This is a genomic window from Butyrivibrio sp. WCD2001, from assembly GCF_000424485.1.
In the GTDB taxonomy this organism is placed as follows: Bacteria; Bacillota; Clostridia; order Lachnospirales; family Lachnospiraceae; genus Butyrivibrio.
In genome coordinates this window covers 18,965-33,826 of record NZ_AUJZ01000019.1, presented here as the reverse complement: position 1 = coordinate 33,826, position 14,862 = coordinate 18,965, and the positions used below count along the sequence as shown (strand labels likewise).

Annotated in this window: 21 protein-coding genes and 1 pseudogene; 19 read left to right on the top strand and 3 right to left on the bottom strand. The window is 39.6% G+C overall.

The genetic code is table 11. The features are described from left to right. The first annotated feature begins 46 nt into the window (after window positions 1-46). From G630_RS0114390 to G630_RS0114380, 3 genes are all read left to right on the top strand, one after another. On the top strand, window positions 47-1,006 hold the full coding sequence (locus G630_RS0114390; RefSeq protein WP_022762037.1) for an ABC transporter permease: 960 nt from the start codon (window positions 47-49) through the stop codon (window positions 1,004-1,006). 126 nt (window positions 1,007-1,132) lie between these two features. Then, window positions 1,133-2,230: a substrate-binding domain-containing protein gene (locus G630_RS22105; RefSeq protein ID WP_022762038.1), complete on the top strand. Its 1,098-nt coding sequence runs from the start codon at window positions 1,133-1,135 to the stop codon at window positions 2,228-2,230. 34 nt (window positions 2,231-2,264) lie between these two features. Beyond that, entirely contained in the window at window positions 2,265-3,731 is a 1,467-nt protein-coding gene (locus G630_RS0114380) for a sugar ABC transporter ATP-binding protein (RefSeq protein WP_242829940.1), read from the top strand. A 117-nt stretch (window positions 3,732-3,848) separates the two neighbouring features. Here the strand turns inward: G630_RS0114380 and G630_RS24330 are convergent, their stop codons facing one another. After that, window positions 3,849-3,971 carry a bacteriocin gene (locus G630_RS24330; protein ID WP_196805220.1) on the bottom strand — a complete coding sequence of 41 codons (123 nt, stop codon included), beginning with the start codon at window positions 3,969-3,971 and terminating at the stop codon, window positions 3,849-3,851. A gap of 395 nt (window positions 3,972-4,366) precedes the next feature. Continuing rightward, window positions 4,367-4,531, bottom strand: coding sequence for a hypothetical protein (locus G630_RS24765; RefSeq protein ID WP_022762041.1), 165 nt, complete (start codon window positions 4,529-4,531; stop codon window positions 4,367-4,369). 392 nt (window positions 4,532-4,923) lie between these two features. Here G630_RS24765 and G630_RS25745 point away from each other — a divergent pair, with 392 nt between their 5' ends. The 16 genes and pseudogenes from G630_RS25745 (at window position 4,924) to G630_RS0114290 (ending at window position 13,420) form a co-directional block, all read left to right on the top strand. Further along, the gene (locus tag G630_RS25745) at window positions 4,924-5,238 is read left to right on the top strand and encodes a PspC domain-containing protein (RefSeq protein WP_022762042.1); all 315 of its coding nucleotides are present in this window, start codon (window positions 4,924-4,926) and stop codon (window positions 5,236-5,238) included. A gap of 49 nt (window positions 5,239-5,287) precedes the next feature. Continuing rightward, on the top strand, window positions 5,288-5,527 hold the full coding sequence (locus G630_RS0114355) for a hypothetical protein (protein WP_026498984.1): 240 nt from the start codon (window positions 5,288-5,290) through the stop codon (window positions 5,525-5,527). Window positions 5,528-5,593: 66 nt separating this feature from the next. Next, entirely contained in the window at window positions 5,594-5,983 is a 390-nt protein-coding gene (locus tag G630_RS0114350; RefSeq protein ID WP_022762044.1) for a DUF4342 domain-containing protein, read from the top strand. Window positions 5,984-6,479: 496 nt separating this feature from the next. Continuing rightward, the gene (locus tag G630_RS0114345) at window positions 6,480-7,091 is read left to right on the top strand and encodes a DNA-3-methyladenine glycosylase I (protein WP_026498983.1); all 612 of its coding nucleotides are present in this window, start codon (window positions 6,480-6,482) and stop codon (window positions 7,089-7,091) included. Window positions 7,092-7,150: 59 nt separating this feature from the next. Beyond that, window positions 7,151-7,819: a hypothetical protein gene (locus G630_RS23795; protein ID WP_049946237.1), complete on the top strand. Its 669-nt coding sequence runs from the start codon at window positions 7,151-7,153 to the stop codon at window positions 7,817-7,819. Beyond that, window positions 7,816-7,998 (top strand): hypothetical protein, encoded by a 183-nt coding sequence (locus G630_RS0114335; RefSeq protein WP_022762048.1) that lies wholly within the window; start codon window positions 7,816-7,818, stop codon window positions 7,996-7,998. The genes G630_RS23795 and G630_RS0114335 overlap by 4 nt, the downstream gene beginning before the upstream one ends. After that, a pseudogene (locus G630_RS25850) lies at window positions 7,959-8,075 on the top strand (arsenate reductase family protein); the annotation flags it as partial. The gene G630_RS0114335 and the pseudogene G630_RS25850, both read left to right, overlap by 40 nt. A 3-nt stretch (window positions 8,076-8,078) precedes the next feature. Further along, entirely contained in the window at window positions 8,079-8,666 is a 588-nt protein-coding gene (locus G630_RS0114330) for an HD domain-containing protein (RefSeq protein WP_026498982.1), read from the top strand. A gap of 37 nt (window positions 8,667-8,703) precedes the next feature. Further along, a complete protein-coding gene (locus G630_RS0114325; protein WP_026498981.1) occupies window positions 8,704-8,952 on the top strand; it encodes a hypothetical protein in 249 nt (82 codons plus the stop codon). A 323-nt stretch (window positions 8,953-9,275) separates the two neighbouring features. Beyond that, window positions 9,276-9,647 (top strand): hypothetical protein, encoded by a 372-nt coding sequence (locus G630_RS0114320; protein WP_022762051.1) that lies wholly within the window; start codon window positions 9,276-9,278, stop codon window positions 9,645-9,647. Continuing rightward, the gene (locus G630_RS0114315; RefSeq protein ID WP_026498980.1) at window positions 9,634-10,200 is read left to right on the top strand and encodes an NUDIX hydrolase; all 567 of its coding nucleotides are present in this window, start codon (window positions 9,634-9,636) and stop codon (window positions 10,198-10,200) included. The genes G630_RS0114320 and G630_RS0114315 overlap by 14 nt, the downstream gene beginning before the upstream one ends. Beyond that, window positions 10,197-10,673 carry a hypothetical protein gene (locus G630_RS0114310; protein WP_026498979.1) on the top strand — a complete coding sequence of 159 codons (477 nt, stop codon included), beginning with the start codon at window positions 10,197-10,199 and terminating at the stop codon, window positions 10,671-10,673. The genes G630_RS0114315 and G630_RS0114310 overlap by 4 nt, the downstream gene beginning before the upstream one ends. 184 nt (window positions 10,674-10,857) lie before the next feature. After that, complete coding sequence (locus G630_RS22090) at window positions 10,858-11,352, top strand: DUF2625 family protein (RefSeq protein WP_049946236.1); 495 nt, start codon at window positions 10,858-10,860, stop codon at window positions 11,350-11,352. A gap of 134 nt (window positions 11,353-11,486) precedes the next feature. Next, window positions 11,487-11,720 (top strand): hypothetical protein, encoded by a 234-nt coding sequence (locus G630_RS22085; protein ID WP_044959411.1) that lies wholly within the window; start codon window positions 11,487-11,489, stop codon window positions 11,718-11,720. Between the two features lie 40 nt (window positions 11,721-11,760). Continuing rightward, window positions 11,761-12,819, top strand: a complete 1,059-nt coding sequence (locus G630_RS0114295; protein ID WP_026498978.1) for an amidohydrolase family protein — start codon at window positions 11,761-11,763, stop codon at window positions 12,817-12,819. A gap of 214 nt (window positions 12,820-13,033) precedes the next feature. Further along, on the top strand, window positions 13,034-13,420 hold the full coding sequence (locus G630_RS0114290) for a single-stranded DNA-binding protein (RefSeq protein WP_026498977.1): 387 nt from the start codon (window positions 13,034-13,036) through the stop codon (window positions 13,418-13,420). An 83-nt stretch (window positions 13,421-13,503) separates the two neighbouring features. On the opposite strand, the gene G630_RS0114285 is transcribed toward G630_RS0114290, so the two are convergent. Further along, window positions 13,504-14,775, bottom strand: a complete 1,272-nt coding sequence (locus G630_RS0114285) for a hypothetical protein (RefSeq protein ID WP_026498976.1) — start codon at window positions 14,773-14,775, stop codon at window positions 13,504-13,506. Window positions 14,776-14,862: the final 87 nt, after the last annotated feature.

Genomic DNA, 14,862 nt, shown 5'->3' with positions numbered 1-14,862 from the left:
GGGCTGAAAAGAAAAAAGATTTACATAAAGGTATGGGAGGATTGTTATGAACTCAGCAAAAAAAGAGAAGTCTTCAAAAAAATGGATTTCTGAAATGGGGACCTTGTGGGCACTGATAACGCTGTGCATAGTAGGAGCCTTTGTAAGTCCCAGCTTTTTAAAAGGAGCAAATATCATAAATGTCATGAGACAGATTTCCATAAACGGAATCATTGCTCTGGGAATGACATTTGTTTGTCTGACAGGCGGCGTTGATCTATCGGTAGGATCACAGGTCGCGGTATACGGAATCATGATCGCACAGATGCTCAAGAATAATATTAGTCCTTTTATAGCAATACCGATCACGCTTGCAACTGCGATACTCATAGGATTTTTAAACGGACTTGGAATTGCAAAAGGTAAGCTTGCTCCTTTCATCATGACACTTGGTTCCATGACAGCGCTTAGAGGATTGTCGAAATACATTTCAAACGGCTCACCACAGAACTGGAGAGCAACCGGAATTGATATCAAGTTCATCGGTCAGGGATATGTTGGATTCGTTCCCGTACCTGTGATCATTTTCCTGATAATGTTCTTTATAGGATTTTACATCCTTAAATACACCTGGTTTGGAAGAAGTGTATACGCTATAGGCGATAACCGAGAGGCAGCACGACTTAACGGAATAAATGTTGAAAAGACGCAGCTCATCTGCTTTATAATTACAGCTTTTGTTAGCTTCATGTCAGCTCTTGTTCTCACTTCAAAGCTGTCCTCCTGTGATCCCACAGCAGGTGAAGGCTACGAGCTGGATGCTCTCTCAATGTGCTACATAGGCGGAATATCCACCATGGGAGGTGTCGGCAAAATATCGGGAACTCTTATTGGAGCATGCCTTCTTACAGTTTTATCAAACATTATGAATCTGGTTGGAATAAACTCCTACATGCAGAATATCGTACAGGGTCTGATAGTCATCTTTGCAGTACTTATTGGTGGTATCTCTGCGAAAAAGAAATAATTACAAATGATTTTACTTTCGGGAAGTAGATAATTGCCCTCACTTTTCCCGATGTGAAATAGAACTGACGAAGAGAGAATTCGTCGCAACTTACATGTATCTTTTTATAAGATAAGGAGGAAGAAAATGAATAAGAAAGTATTGTCTGCATTATTAACAGGTGTGATGGTAGTATCGCTCTCAGGCTGCGGATCTGCTCCTGCCGAGACAAAGACAGAGGAGCCTGCAAAAGAAGAGGCTGTAGCAGAAGAGACGACAGAAGTGGCAGAAGAGGCTGCAGAGGAAGTTACAGAAGAGGCTTCGACAGAAGAGATAAAAGACGAGGCAACAGCCACAGCAGATGAACCCGGTGGAGACGAAACTTTTACAATAGGATATGCACAGAGAGCAACTGATGCTGCATATACAATCGCAATCAAGGAGAGAAATCAGGAATACGCAAAGGAGCATTATCCGAATCTGCAGTGGGTTGAAACGGATGCACAGGGCGACGTTGCAACTCAGGCTGCAAATATTGAGGACCTTATATCAAGAGGCGTTGACCTTATCATGGTATCACCTCTTACATCAGACGGTCTGACAGATGCTGTTGCGGAGGCAATGGATGCAGGTATTCCTGTTGTAACAATGGACCGTGAAGTAGATACACCTGTTACTGTAAAGGTTGTAGCTGATAATAAGGAAATGGGAGTTATGGCTGCAGATAAGCTTGCAGAGATGATGGGCGGCAAAGGTAATGTCATAGAAGTATGCGGAACTACCGGATCATCTGCTGCAATCGATCGTCAGGCAGGTTTCGAAGAGACAATAGCTTCCAAGTATCCTGATATCAAAATCGTAGATTCACAGGATTGTGATTTCAATTCTGCAAAGGCTGCTTCCTACATGGAAGATATGCTTCAGAAGTATGGTGAAGGCGAAATCCAGGCAATATATTGCCACAACGATCCCATGGCAGAAGCTGTTGCTGAGACAGTAGTTGCTGCAGGACGTGATAACGAGGGCATTCTCATCACAGGTATGGACGGCGAAGAAGCAGCATTCCAGATGGTTGAGAACGGACAGATGGCATTCACGATCATCTATCCTACAATGTCCCCCGAGGCTATGATCGCTGCATACAATGTACTTACAAAGCAGCCCCAGGATGAAGTAGTAAACTGTATTCCCACTCTTGTATCAAAAGAGAACGTTGCTGAGCACCTTGGAACAGGTCTTCAGTAATAAAAAGTGAAGGAAGAAAACGCTCATGTTAAAGATGAATCATATTTCAAAGTCTTTTCCGGGTGTCAAGGCACTGGACGATCTGTCAATAGAGCTGTGCGACGGAGATATACTGGGATTAGTTGGAGAAAATGGTGCAGGAAAATCCACACTGATGAAAATTCTGTCAGGAGCTTATACCCTCGATGAGGGAGAAATCATCATTGATGGTGAAAAGATAGAACACCCGACACCTGCTTTGATGATAGAAAAGGGAGTCGCTGTTATCTATCAGGAACTCATGCTCCTGCCTCATTTTACCGTGGCAGAAAACATATATCAGAACAGGTATCCGACGGACAAATTTGGGAAAATTGACTTCGCTAAGATGAAAGCTGATGCAAAGGAGGTTCTGGACCGTGTAAATCTGCCTGTGGATCCCGGCGAATTCGTAGGTAACTTAAGTGTGGCTAAGAGGCAGATGGTTGAAATCGCCAAGGCTCTGTCCAAGAATGCTAAGATAATAGTTCTTGATGAACCTACAGCAGTACTGGCTGATGAGGAGCTAAAGACACTTTTCGAACTGGTGAAATCTCTCTCTGATCAGGGAATATCCTTTGTCTACATCTCACACAGGCTCAAGGAAATTTTCGAGTTGTGTAATAAGGTAACCATCATGAAGGACGGCCAGCTGGTTGAGAATGGCATGACGAAGGATTACGATACGGATAAGCTTGTTGAAAAGATGGTTGGCAGACAGATGAGCGATATCTATCCTTCAAGAGATGTGAAAATAGGAGATGTAGTCCTTAAGGTTGAAGGCCTGACGAGACAGGGAGTCCTTGATAATGTGTCACTGGAGCTTCATAAGGGAGAAGTGCTGGGGCTGGCGGGTCTCGCCGGAGCAGGAAGAACAGAGACACTGAGAGCCATCATAGGTGCAGATAAAATTGATAGTGGGAAGATCACACTTTTTGGGAAGGAGCGTAAGTTTGATAATATCAAACAGGCTCTGGAAGCAGGATTTGGCATAGTTCCGGAGGAGAGAAAGGTAGAAGGACTTCAGCTGAATAACAGCCTGGTATTTAATGTATCCCTTCCTGCATTACCGCTATATAGCAACAAGTTTGGCAAGATAATCAGGAAAAAGGAAACGGATGCGGCTGATAAATATATCAAGCTATTCAATATCAGAACACCGGGGAGAGATGCAAACGTAAAGAACCTGTCCGGTGGCAATCAGCAGAAGGTTGTTCTGGGAAAATGGATTGCTGCAGACTGCAAGATACTTCTGGTAGATGAACCGACAAGAGGTGTCGATGTAGGATCAAAGCGTGAAATCTACACTATTCTGAATTCCCTTCTGGAACAGGGACTATCCATCATCATGGTCAGTTCAGAACTGCCTGAGCTCATAGGCACCTGTGACAGGATCTGCGTCATGAATGAAGGCAGAATAACAGGAGAACTTCAAAAGGATGAATTCTCGGAAGAAACTATAATGAGATACGCGACAATGTAAAAATATAAAGGCTACAGGAAAATCAAAAATCATCAGTTCCTGTAGCCTTATTTTATTATTGTATATTTTGGTCAGGATTCAAATTTAGCTTTTTCTTCTTTTCACATTTATTTCCTATCAAAACCTGACCGGCCGGGCAGGTTTTTTAACTCCTCCGGCAACCTTTTCCAGCTCTTTATCTGTCAACTCTTCAACCTTTTTAGCAATTTCATTGATATCGTTATTTATTACCTTAGCCATATCATTTACAAGAGGCATGTAAAAATCGAGCGTCAGAAATGGTTTGGCTGTGCGTGCTGCCCTCCCAATATTGCAAGACTCTTATCGTCAATCGGTGGCTATGCCTACGAGGCGAATACAGATGTCATATATGAGATGTTTTGGGAAGCATGGTATTCTGTTGTACTCTATCATTTGCATTTGTATTGGTTTACAAGTACCGCGGCATTGTTTTTGAAGTTGCCCGGAACTGCGCTGTCCCGGGCGTGTTGTTATGAAGAATTGTATGAAAAAAGTTTCTTTGCTATTTCCAGAAGATTTTCATCTCCCGATGGATGTATATTAGCATCCGAAACTTAAGTGAACATAAAAAAAGAAGATCCCTTTTGGAATCTTCCGTTAGTGTTATATATGGATTACCAAACGAAGGTTACTGCGTTAGCAATATCTTCTGTGATAGTGTTATCTTTTACAAGCTTTCTAAGCCATTTCTCAAGGTTATCTGCCTTGTGGTTTGTCTGGATAAAGTGAATGCTCTTGCCTTCTACATCATTTGAAAGAAACAGTTCGTACATATACATAAGAGAAACCTCCATTTAATCATCTTATTTTTGTTTCATTCGTATTGGCCATTTGAATGTTCCTTGTCGCTTACAGGAAATATATCGATGGGTGAGAGAGATAACTTTAGAGGAAACTATAATGTTTTAAAAATACTTTTTTGGGTGGCATATTTGAAATTTTTATTCATGAAAAATAAATGAGTTCCGTGTAAATTCGGCCATAATCAGTGTAGGTTGGCCTGAAGTTTTTGTACTGGTGATACCATACGGTCAGGATAAGGATGTAAAAAACTCTGTAAAAGAAGAATAGACATGCCATTTTTGCGAGGAAGAACATTTATCTGAAGATATTTCAATTTTACAATCGTTATATAAACAGATGGTGCTTCTCAGAAAGTGAGGAAGTTGTTATGAATGGAAAGAAATTGTACAAGAGTGCAGATAAAAAGGTTTGTGGCGTGTGCGGAGGCATAGCAGAATATTTTGGCATAGATCCGACAGTGATAAGACTTGTATATGTGTTACTTGTCTTGTTTACAGGCGTTGGTATCCTGCCATACATAATTGCAGCGATAATCATGGATGAAAATCCTGAAAATGTTGTAACCGTTAAGAGAATCGAAGAAAACAGTTACTCGGAAGAAAATGTCTATGAATCAGCTGAGCCGGTAGGTTTCAAGCCTGATTCTGACGACAATGGTGAAATTAAAGGATTTAACCTTTGATCAGATGCCCTGGGATGAACTATCCCGGAGTTTTTATGAGGAGGACGGCATGAACAGCAGATTAAAGAAATACGCAGGTGTTTTAGCAATTATCGTTGGTGTGCTTCTTGCATGGGAAGCAGCCAGTGAGGCAAATACGATGTTCATGATAGAGAGCATCTGTCTTGCTGTCATTGGAATGTGCTATGTACTTCCTGTCAGGGATGTCATTAAGCGGCTGATGGGGGAAGCAGTAAAAGCGAAAGAAAAGCAGAAACAGCCGGAAACGGAATTGTTCCTTATCCGCTGATAATATAGATCAAAGTAGCAATTACAATAAGTTTTGTAGTCAAGGAAGCTTAAAGAGGAGGATTTTATGGACATCACACTTGAAGCAATTGAAAAGGTAATGAATCAGACAGGAGTCGACTACGCAGCAGCCAAGGAAGCGCTGCAGCAGACAAATGGCGATGCAGATGAGGCAATAAAGCTCCTTCAGCCCAAGGCATGTGAGCTGGAAGAAGACGTAAAGAAGCTTATTGATAAGCTTAAGAAGATCGTTGAGGATGGCAATGTCGACAGAATTCAGGTGAAGAAGGGCGATGAGATTGTTCTCAGTGTCCCTGTAAATGTCGGGATCATCGGCGGAGTTCTTGGACTTGCAGCAGCACCCTGGGCACTTATAGCAGGATCTGTAGCAGCATTCGGACTTGGATGCAAGCTGGTGGTGGTTAAGAAGGACGGCTCCACTGACGAAGTGAAGTAAAACTGAATACAGGATTTACATATGCCTCGGGGATTAATCTTTATTCCCGGGGCATTTTAGAAATCTATTTCCTATATTTTACCACTTATGGGGAATAGGGTTATCGATATTGCAACTATGAATATGTATTCTTATGAGGGGTTCCAAGAGGTTTGTTCCTCTTGTTGTTATTACTATACATTTCCAGCCTAAAGCAAAACAAAAAGCCATGTAAACAGATTATGAACGTTACGGGGATATTATTCACATTATGTTCAAAGGAATTTTAAGATGAGTTAAGTTTTCGAATGTATCATAAAGCTATCAAGAGGACAGAAACTCTTGTTAATATTGATATAATACTTTTTCATAACCGCTGTCTGGTGAAGAACCAGACAGCATCCTCCCTAAAACAATAGCTGCCTTGATGGGCGGCTTTTTCTATTGTATGACTATAATGAAGGTTGCATCTGGGATATAATCTATAGTGGACATAAAAATATAAGAAGGTGACAGCATGGGTTATTGCGGGTGGGCTGATTTCAACGAACGAAATAAGACATACCATGATAATGAATGGGGAATTCCGGTGCATGACGATCGAAAGATGTTTGAGCATCTGATGCTGGAGTGTATGCAGTGCGGACTTTCCTGGGATCTGATGCTTAAAAAGCGCGAGATTTTCAGGTCATGTTTTGATGGATTTGATTATGACAAGATCGCTGCCTATGATGATGCAGATGTTCAGAGGATCCTTGATACGGAAGACATGATAAAGTCTCCCCGGAAGATAGCTGCAGTAATAAACAATGCGAAGTGTTTTCAGAAGGTGCGGGAAGAATTCGGGAGCTTCTGCAACTACATGTGGTCGTACTCGGATAACAAGGTCATTTTATATAATGGACACAGCAAGCTTGGGGGCAAGATTCCTGTCAGTAATGGGCTGTCAAAGACTATCAGCAAAGATCTGAAGAAACGAGGATTCAAGTATGTTGGTGAAGTGACGATTTATTCTCACCTGCAGGCATGCGGTATTATCAACGACCATGATGAAACCTGTCCATGTTTTTCAAAGATAAATGCGGAGAATGAGACAGTAAACAAACGTAGGGATAAAGAGGTTTATTAGTTATAACATGCAAATCAGGGAACTGACTGAGGCTGAAAAACAGTCTTATGATGAAATGATTGAGGGAGCAAAGCAAGTCAATATCTTCAAGTATCTACGCAGCGCAGTTCCATCAGCAGGTTAAGAATTTTGCACAGGCTAATCTTCCTCAGAATAAGAAGATATTTTTCATAATGACAAGTGCCATGAATAAGGATTTTTCAAAATCAATGGCAGAGTCCATAAAGGGTAAGAATGCTGAGATTGTAGGGAAATTCACTTGTCCTGGCTTCAATACTTTCGGCCCCTTTAAGCTGATAGGTGGTACCGCTAAGGGACGTCCTGATGAGAATGATCTTAAGGATGCAGTGGAGTTTTACAGAAGTGCGCGGTACATTATAGCAGCGTCAGATGTAGCGGAATATCCAATCGTGATATCGCGTATTGCCGATGAGGATGATTCTTTTGATGATGGCGGTTATTATGGCCTTTATGATGGTGTTAAGGTTGAGCAGGCTAATGATATTCTGGATCTTCTCAGGGATAATGAGAAAACAAAAGTCAGGACAAAATTGAGAAAGACACTTGAACAATTGGTCCTGTACGTGGATGGTGTAGGGTCGATAGTGTTGGATGATCTTATTCCAGACGAATGGTATGATGCCTGGAAAGATATGGAAGGTATTGTGACAGCAGAAAAGCATATTGATGGATACTGGGACAAAAATATTATGGAGATAGGACTATGAAATTTAGTATGTCACTTTCGAAAGCAGAAAAGATTATGGCATTCTTCAATCAATTGGATCCTGAAGGAACATATAAAGCTTCACAGGATTACAGGGTCTATTCTTATGAAGCAGATACAATAGCTCAGGGTATAAAATCAAAGATAAGCTGGAAAAACTGCTTGAGAATCAGCAGATAATAAAGACGCCGGTAGTGAGAAATGGTAAGCAGTCTACACTGGGATATCAGCCAGATGTGTGGAAGAAATGGGAATAAGTAATGGATGACAGACTGAGAAAGCAAATGGAGTTTGCCTTGGAGATAGATAAAGAAAAGAATGTATTCAGGCAGACTCATCTATCAGGAAAAGGCAGAAATGAAAATGATGCGGAGCACGCCTGGCATATGGCTATTATGGCGTATCTGCTTAAGGAATACTCGAATAAGGATATTGATATTTCAAGGGTCATGATAATGTGCCTTATTCATGACATAGTTGAGATTGATGCCGGTGATACATATGCATACGACAAAGAGGGGCTTGCTACCCAAAAGGAACGCGAGGATGCAGCCAAGGAAAGGATATTCTCGATTTTACCGGAGGATCAGAAAAAGGAACTGACAGCTCTTTTTGATGAGTTTGAGGAAAATAAGACTCCTGAATCGAAGTTTGCGCATGCAATGGATAACCTCCAGCCACTTATGCTGAACAACAGTAACGGTGGAGGTGACTGGAGAGAGCATGGGGTTACCAAGGAACAGGTATATGGCAGGCAGTCAAAGACAAGAGAAGGTTCGGAAAAGCTATATGAGTTTACAGATCAGATAATAAGGGAACATATCAGTAAAGGAAACATAAAGGAATGAAGTTGAAAGGCAATACTATCTGTACCGCGCAGCAATAGTGCTGAATGATTTAGAAAGCGCAGAGAGATTCAAAAGATATGTGATGGATAATGCCGGAACTACATGGTATGGACAGGCTGTTAGGGAGAACTTTGTTCCGGAAAACAAACAGGTAAACTATCACGGATATATTATTAGAACGGAAATGATAAACAGCCTAAGTAAAGTGGATAATAGCAGACTGAAATATATGTTACTGGGAGTGCTGATTGTTCTGTTGTTCTATATTGTACCCAGGTTGTTATAAGAGGCGGCAAGGAATTATAAGATGGGCAGCTGTGGAGTTAAAAATCCGCAGCTGTTTTTATATGGAGCAACATTCACTATCTGATAAATGCCGATAAAGATGGCATGAAGCTGAAATAATAAATATAAGATAAGGTGGACATCGCTGAAGTGACTGTCCACCTTTTTAACGGCATATCTTTGTGTTTTATGAAAATCTATACGGACGCAAAGGTCAGAATAGTTTCTCTCATGTCATCAAAAGTAAGTTTTTGTAATGATAGCAATGGTGTAAAATGGTAGAGATATATTTTGTTAAAGAATAATTGTTGGCGGAGGAAAAAAGTGAAGTTCTTGAAGTGGTTAAATCTAATTCCCCTTGTAATGTTTGTGATTAGGGATATGCTCGGAATGGCTGATATTAATCCCATATGGATGATAGTTATTGCGGCATTTGTCATAATGAATGTTTTTATGGCTAAAAGCATGAAGGAGTATCTCCTGTCTTCGTTATTATTGCTGATATCATGCGTTGCCGGAATGATACTAAGTACATATTATTACTACTATTTTGTTAGTTCTGATTTTGAGACACCTATTGTCGGAGCTTTCATTGCGATGGTCTATGGAATATTCGTGCTTGTACTGGCGGGAGTTGGTACAGCTGTTTTTGCCATCAGGAACAGAAAAGAGGCAGTGAAAAATGGAGATATTTGATATAACTGACGATAACGGCTTTCCGACCGGGGAGACTGTAAGCAGAAGTGATGCACATGACAATGGGATTCCTCACAGGACAGCGCATATTTGGATTGTGAGAAAGGAAGTGGATAAATATCAGGTTCTTCTTCAGAAGAGAAGCGCCGAAAAGGAATCTTTTCCTGGGATGTATGATACTTCATCGGCAGGACATATCCAGGCTGGTGATGAGCCACTTGAGTCTGCACAGAGAGAACTGTTTGAGGAGCTTGGAATAAAAACTCTGGCCGGAGATCTTACTTTTGCCGGGAAGTTTCATATTAAGTATGAGATGGAATTCCATGGAAAAATGTTTAAGGACAATGAAGTTGCTTTTGTTTACGTGTATGAAAAGCCTGTGGATATTTCCAAGCTGAAGCTTCAGACAGAGGAAGTGGAAGAAGTCAAGTGGTTTGATATCGATAAAGTCCATGAGGGATGCATACACAGGGATGGCACGTTTTGTGTTCCGATGGAAGGGCTTGAGACAGTAATGAAGTATCTTAAGGAAAAAGAAGAGAGACTAAGATGAAGAAAATAGTAGTGACAGCGCTTGTGCTGATAATGGTAATAGGAACAGTAGGATGTGGTGCGAAAAAAGAAGATGCAGCGATAATCGGTGGAGCTGACGGTCCAACATCTATTTTTTTGGCATCAAAAGTGAGTGATCCTGTGGTATCAGGAACCTGGCAGACAGCATCCATAGGCTATGAGACTGATGGGGATATGCAGCCTGAATACTATGTACAGTTTGGTGATGCAGAGATAATTTATGGTCATATGGAAAATAATGATTTTGTTCCGGATCATTTTGATAGTATTTCGCTATTCGAGGAACTGAAGACTGGAGGATACAAGATTAAGGCAGAGTCTGATAACGGAGTACAGTACACGTATCAGTCTTCTGAAGAAGATGCGGATATCCTGGAATACTATGAGACATGGAACGAGGATGAGTTTTCAGAGAAGTACAGTGGCGGTGCTTCTCTTAGCAGATGTGATTAGACTTTAGTCTATAGCTTGTTTTGAACAGTGAGTAATGAGGGAAACATGAAAAGACGAGTAGTATTATTTGTGTTTGCATTATGTCTTGTGGCTGGATGCGGTAAGCTTTAACGGTAACACCGGCTGCATAGATAAACCCGAGAATCTGATGAAATTACTGAAGAAGGATAACTAATTACAGAAGATGGATATATTGAATGAGTTACAGGATTTAATAAGCAGCTCGGAAAGAAAGATTACACAGTGCGAACCCGAAGGCATAATCGTTGATAACTGGATACGTCTGTTAAACGAACAGGGTGACTGCATAAATGGCGTTATTTATGAGGAACTGTCAGGATTATCCGTAATTGCAATCGATATTCTTGGTGGAATATTCGCCTTGGATGTCACTAGATTTGATCCGGGCAAAAAGGATATCTGGTATTTTGCTCCAGATACATTGGATTGGGAATGCATGGAAGTGCAGTACGATGATTTTCTTACATGGGTTTTTAGGGGCAACACAGAAAAATTCTATGGGACCATGAGATGGCAGGAATGGGAAAGGGATTGTGAAAATGTTGCATTCTATCAGGGAATTCTTATTTATCCTTTCTTGTGGGCAAAAGAATGTGATGTTGAAACTGCAAGCAAAAAAGCTGTACCTATGGATGAAATAATATCCTTGAACTTTTAGCTCCGTTCTAAGATTTCAGACAAAAGATAAATATATAAGCATAGATTGCGGAACTCTTAAATAAACATGGGATTAAAACAATGGATTCAAGTGAACTTTTGGAGGGATGATCTACATTAATTGGAGATTTTTACATGGTCATTACATACAATGGTGAAAAATTAAGATATATTGAAGACTATTTTGGAGAACAGGTACTCTGGATTACAAACCCTTCACAAATATCCATGGAACACATGAAATTTGTCGGCGGATATCCAGATGAATACTGCATTTATCTGAAAGATCTGCCTGAGGCTGATGTTACAAAAATCATATCACAAGTTGTAAATGATGCAGAAGGTAGAGGGAAGACTTCGAGAATATAACTTGCGGTTTAATTGAGAAAACCAAACGGGACTTGTGGAGATGAAATACTGTAGAGAAAAAATAAAAATACTAGAAGAGAATCCAGAATTGCAATTATGCGACAATGGTGATTTTAAGATAGATGTTGATTTAGTTGATAACTATGAAATTATTGATATGCATTGTCATTTATTTGCAGGCTTATCTCAGCTTTTTCCTTCTTTTTTACAGAAAGAAAAATGGAATAAAGAAAAATCATTAATGGATATGAGTTGCTTTCCATTTTCCATGAAACTGTTTGATTTAGATGAAATATATTTCACAAAATGTCCGACTACATTATTATCTTCAGATGGAATTAAGGCTCGGATAAAACTTTTTTCAGGTGCTTTGGTTTTGAATTATGCAACTGAAGAACGAATTATAATGGATATGAATTCTAATCATATTTCTAAATCGGTTGTTCAACAAATTAATCCGGCAAATAAAAGTTGTGCATCAACTATGAACGAGATGGTAGCGCGTAATAATCGCCTGCTTACATTTGCGTCGATTCACCCTTTTGATGAAAATATTCTATCCAAAATTGATGACTATATGAAGCTAGATATTAAGGGGTGGAAACTGAATCCTCATATTTGGAATGTACCAATCGATTGCGATAAAACAATTGAACTTCTTAAAGAGTTAGAAAAAACTGGACTTCCTATTTTGAGCTGCAGCGGTAAGGGATTACCCAAAGAAATGCTTGATTCATCAATACCAACAAAACAAACTAAAAAGGAAGTGACTACCCAGTCACTGGAGAAATTCAAAAAAGTACTAGCGTGTATTCCAAATGCAACATTTATCTTAGCTCACAGTGGATGCTTTGACTTTGATTATATGACAAGTATTTTAAAAGAGTTTCCAAACACATACACTGATATAAGTGTTCAGCCTTCAAAGAATATTAGGAAGCTTATTGATAGTGTTGGAAGTAGTAGACTTCTGTTTGGTACAGATTACCCATTTGTTTCACAGGCATTTTCTATTGTGTCAGTTTTACGAGCGACTGAATTAGAGCAAGATCGAAATAATATATTTAGTAATAATGCCAAACAATTACTTAAAATATAGTTTTTAGGATTTGGAAAAATGTGTTTGCTGAGGTGAATAATTGGATGTTATCGAAATTTCTGATTCAAAACTGACCCTTAATTGATTCGCTGTTGAGGCAGTTCTTCCACTATTTCATGCTATTATTCACCATGTCAAAAATTCAAGGAGGAAAAATATTTGCTGAAACAGATCTCTGGAGGGGGATTTGGTTGTTTCATGAAAAATATCACACATGAACAAAGTATTATTATCAGGTAGATTAACTAGGGATGCGGAGATCAGAAATGCTGACTCCGACAAGAAAGTAGCAAGATGTACTCTTGCAGTAAACAGGGATTTCAAAAAAGAAGGAGATGGGCCAAATGCTGACTTCATTGGCCTCGTAGCTTTCAAAAACCAGGCCAACTTCCTGGAAAAGTACGGCAAGAAAGGAACAAAGTTCATCGTCACCGGCCGTATCCAAACCGGCAGCTATGACAAGGACGATACCAAGATCTACACCACAGATGTGATCGTAGAGAACCTGGAATTTGCCGAGAGCAAGAATTCCGGAGAATCAACTTCTACAGGCGATGGATTTACAGATCTGCCGGATCTGGATGTGATTCCGTTTAACTAAATAATGAGTTTTGATGGGAAGGGTAGCTTTGCAAAATGTGAGGCTACCCTCCTTTTTGTGCTTTTAAAGCGTTTGCTTAATTACTACAGACAACTGTATAACGAATAGAGTGTTAGCATAGCTAGGAAGTGAAGATCCTCCATTGTTTTTACATAGTAGATTTCCGGAATAATAGGACTTTCATATAGTTCCGTATCAATTTCAGAAGGCTGTTTTATTTCATGGTAGCTACTGATGATAAAGGTATTAAGCCACCGGAAAAGATCAGCATATTCACAGGTTGCAAAATTAAAATGATTCCACATCCAATCAAATGGTACAGGAAGCTCTTTGTCTGTACCCTTGTAGTATATGTAATCTCCAATAAATTTTGAAAGATGGGATGAAGTATAATTGGGGAGAATATGTGAAGGAACTACAGGGAATATTGGTGGATTAGGGTCAATTAATTCCATAGATTCAATCGTCTCAAATTCTTCAACGTTAATTGCTGGGGCAATATATTGCGTAAACATGTAGATGTTATGCTTTGAAGCTAGTCCTAAGTTTTCTATGTCATCTTCATAACGAGCAAGAAGCTTGTATAGAGAATATACGTCAGAAACATGTATAATTGGGCAATTATTGTCTTTCATAATCTGTGCTTTAAGTTTATCACTACAATCGCAATAAGCAGAGTACATCTTGTTCACATGGTTATGAGATGGACTAATGATATTTGCTATTTGGCATAGTGGAAGTAAATTAATACTGTCTTCATAGGCTCGGCAGAAGGATTTAGCTTGAGAAGAAATATCGGAGTCCATGATAATTTCTACTGTAGTGGTTTTTATTTCAAGGGAATCATAAGTTTTAATTGCTTCATTACAGTATTGGTCAGTGATTTCTGCAGCATATGATTGAGTATGCTGGTTCTGTGTACTGCTTATGATATAAAGAAAAATACCAAGAATAAATTCAAATTCATTCTTAATTTCTGTTATATCTTTTTTCTTAATCCCAGAAAAACAATCTATAACGCAATCATTGTTTATACTATCGTCATGCATAGCAATAATGGCCAAAGTTTTAGAAATATCGCTGTGCTTGCTGGGGTTTAATAAGGGAAACACTCTTGTTTTTGCGTTCTCTAAATAGCGCGGATTTGAAATGCTTTCTTTAATGTCATCCATTATATAGCCAGCTATGTTTTTATCCCCATTTTTTATTTTTGAAATCTCATAAGCAGGGATGTTGTACTGTTTGTCACAGATGCTTTCAACAAGCGCATTTAGAATTTTTCGCGCTCCAGATCCTTGTGGATTTTCATATATTTTTAGCACGCTTAAGTATGTGCTTAAACATAATTTACTCATTAGGACAACTCCTGTTTTGCCTGCTTGCAAGTCGATTGCAACCTAGTTGCAACTCCCTGTATCAAACAGATTATGGTTAACTATCAT

Bases quoted from the DNA above. Each gene is read 5' to 3' on its own strand.
- G630_RS0114390 (WP_022762037.1), top strand. From the start codon at position 47: ATGAACTCAGCAAAAAAAGAGAAGTCTTCAAAAAAATGGATTTCTGAA.
- G630_RS22105 (WP_022762038.1), top strand. From the start codon at position 1,133: ATGAATAAGAAAGTATTGTCTGCATTATTAACAGGTGTGATGGTAGTA.
- G630_RS0114380 (WP_242829940.1), top strand. From the start codon at position 2,265: ATGAATCATATTTCAAAGTCTTTTCCGGGTGTCAAGGCACTGGACGAT.
- G630_RS24330 (WP_196805220.1), bottom strand. From the start codon at position 3,971: ATGGCTAAGGTAATAAATAACGATATCAATGAAATTGCTAAAAAGGTT.
- G630_RS24765 (WP_022762041.1), bottom strand. From the start codon at position 4,531: ATGTATATGTACGAACTGTTTCTTTCAAATGATGTAGAAGGCAAGAGC.
- G630_RS25745 (WP_022762042.1), top strand. From the start codon at position 4,924: ATGAATGGAAAGAAATTGTACAAGAGTGCAGATAAAAAGGTTTGTGGC.
- G630_RS0114355 (WP_026498984.1), top strand. From the start codon at position 5,288: ATGAACAGCAGATTAAAGAAATACGCAGGTGTTTTAGCAATTATCGTT.
- G630_RS0114350 (WP_022762044.1), top strand. From the start codon at position 5,594: ATGGACATCACACTTGAAGCAATTGAAAAGGTAATGAATCAGACAGGA.
- G630_RS0114345 (WP_026498983.1), top strand. From the start codon at position 6,480: ATGGGTTATTGCGGGTGGGCTGATTTCAACGAACGAAATAAGACATAC.
- G630_RS0114335 (WP_022762048.1), top strand. From the start codon at position 7,816: ATGAAATTTAGTATGTCACTTTCGAAAGCAGAAAAGATTATGGCATTC.
- G630_RS0114330 (WP_026498982.1), top strand. From the start codon at position 8,079: ATGGATGACAGACTGAGAAAGCAAATGGAGTTTGCCTTGGAGATAGAT.
- G630_RS0114315 (WP_026498980.1), top strand. From the start codon at position 9,634: ATGGAGATATTTGATATAACTGACGATAACGGCTTTCCGACCGGGGAG.
- G630_RS0114310 (WP_026498979.1), top strand. From the start codon at position 10,197: ATGAAGAAAATAGTAGTGACAGCGCTTGTGCTGATAATGGTAATAGGA.
- G630_RS22090 (WP_049946236.1), top strand. From the start codon at position 10,858: ATGGATATATTGAATGAGTTACAGGATTTAATAAGCAGCTCGGAAAGA.
- G630_RS22085 (WP_044959411.1), top strand. From the start codon at position 11,487: ATGGTCATTACATACAATGGTGAAAAATTAAGATATATTGAAGACTAT.
- G630_RS0114295 (WP_026498978.1), top strand. From the start codon at position 11,761: ATGAAATACTGTAGAGAAAAAATAAAAATACTAGAAGAGAATCCAGAA.
- G630_RS0114290 (WP_026498977.1), top strand. From the start codon at position 13,034: ATGAACAAAGTATTATTATCAGGTAGATTAACTAGGGATGCGGAGATC.
- G630_RS0114285 (WP_026498976.1), bottom strand. From the start codon at position 14,775: ATGAGTAAATTATGTTTAAGCACATACTTAAGCGTGCTAAAAATATAT.